Origin of the sequence: Algibacter sp., assembly GCF_049667265.1 — a bacterium.
GTDB lineage: Bacteria > Bacteroidota > Bacteroidia > Flavobacteriales > Flavobacteriaceae > Algibacter_B.
Genome location: NZ_JBATHX010000166.1, coordinates 1 through 1,815 on the forward strand (window position 1 = coordinate 1; position 1,815 = coordinate 1,815).

Sequence of the window (1,815 nt, forward strand, 5' to 3'; positions counted from 1 at the left end):
TTTCATCGTATTAGTATCTATAAGTTATTCGAGCCTTTGTTAAATCATAAGGACTCATTTCTAATTTTACTTTATCTCCTGGCAACAATTTAATGTAATGCATACGCATTTTACCAGAGATGTGTGCAGTCACAATGTGACCATTTTCTAATTCAACACGAAACATAGCATTTGATAATGCCTCTATAATTGTTCCGTCTTGTTCTATTGCTGCTTGTTTTGCCATAGTATAAATTAAGCTACTGCTTTTCTATTTTTACCTGTTTTCATCAAACCATCATAGTGTCTATTTAACAAATAAGAATTTATTTGTTGCATAGTGTCAATCGCAACTCCAACCATAATTAATAATGATGTTCCTCCGAAAAATAAAGCCCATCCTTGTTGAACTCCCATAAGCTTAACAATAAACGCTGGGAACACAGCAATAAGTGCTAAAAATATAGAACCTGGTAAGGTTATTTGAGACATTATTCTATCTAAATATTCAGATGTTTCAGAACCTGGACGAATACCAGGAATAAAACCACCACTACGTTTTAAATCGTCAGCCATTTTATTTGTTGGTACTGTAATTGCCGTATAAAAGTATGTGAATACTATAATTAATAAAGCAAATGTTACATTATACCAAAAACCAAACATGTCCGAATAATTTGTTTGCATCCAAGCACCTACTGTTGTTTCTTTCAACAAAGATGACCCTCCAATTAAACTAGGAACAAACATAATAGCTTGAGCAAAGATAATTGGCATAACACCTGAAGCATTAAGCTTTAATGGAATATATTGTCTTGATCCTGCCATGGCGCTTTTTTCGTAACCACCAGAAGCAGTTCTTCTTGCATATTGTACGGCTATTTTTCTAACTCCCATTACTAACATAATAGATGCTAAAATTATAACGAACCAAATAACAAATTCAATTAGTACCATCATTAAACCACCGTTTCCACCACCTTCTAATCTTGTAGCTGCATTTTGTAAAAATGCTTGCGGTAATGTTGCAATAATACCAACCATAATTAATAATGAAATACCATTCCCAATACCCTTATCAGTTATTTTTTCACCTAACCACATTGCGAAAATACAGCCAGTTACTAATATTGTAACTGATGAAAAATAGAATAATGGCCCAGTACCTAATAAAAATGCACTTGACGGAATTCCTAATGCAGGTAAACTTGCTAAATAACCTGGCGCTTGCAATAAACAAATCGCTATAGTTAACCAACGTGTAATCTGATTAATTTTCTTTTGACCACTAGCACCTTCCTTTTGCAATTTCTGCAAGTAAGGAATCGCTATACCCATTAACTGAACAACAATAGAAGCAGAAATGTAAGGCATAATACCTAAAGCGAAAACAGAAGCATTAGCAAACGCTCCACCGGTAAAAGCGTTAAGCAATCCTAACAAACCACTATCTGTTTTTTCTGCTAAACCACCTAACTGAGACGCATCAATACCAGGCAATACAACCTGTGCACCAAAACGATAAACTAATAACAGACCCAAAGTGACAATGATTCTGTTTCTTAATTCTTCTATTTTCCAAACATTTTTAATTGATTCTATAAATTTCATACTTATAAAATGTCTTATATAGTTACGGCTTCTCCTCCAGCAGCTTCAATAGCAGCTTTTGCTGAAGCAGTAAACTTATGAGCAGATACTTTTAATTTCGCTTTTAATTCCCCACGTCCCATGATTTTAACTAAATCATTTTTATCAACTAAACGGTTTGTGAATAATGTTTCAAAATCTACTGTATCTTTTATTTTCTTATCATCAACCAATTGTTGCAACGTA

Annotated in this window: 3 protein-coding genes; all 3 read right to left on the reverse strand. The window is 33.5% G+C overall.

What is annotated here, in order from left to right; all coding sequences use genetic code 11:
• Positions 1-10: 10 nt before the first annotated feature.
• Positions 11-226 carry a translation initiation factor IF-1 gene (gene infA / locus WBN21_RS06180; RefSeq protein WP_007094967.1) on the reverse strand — a complete coding sequence of 72 codons (216 nt, stop codon included), beginning with the start codon at positions 224-226 and terminating at the stop codon, positions 11-13.
• An 8-nt stretch (positions 227-234) separates the two neighbouring features.
• Positions 235-1,590 (reverse strand): preprotein translocase subunit SecY, encoded by a 1,356-nt coding sequence (secY, locus tag WBN21_RS06185; protein WP_424198487.1) that lies wholly within the window; start codon positions 1,588-1,590, stop codon positions 235-237.
• A 14-nt stretch (positions 1,591-1,604) separates the two neighbouring features.
• A partial coding sequence (locus tag WBN21_RS06190; protein WP_424198489.1) for an uL15 family ribosomal protein occupies positions 1,605-1,815 on the reverse strand: 211 nt, incomplete at its 5' end.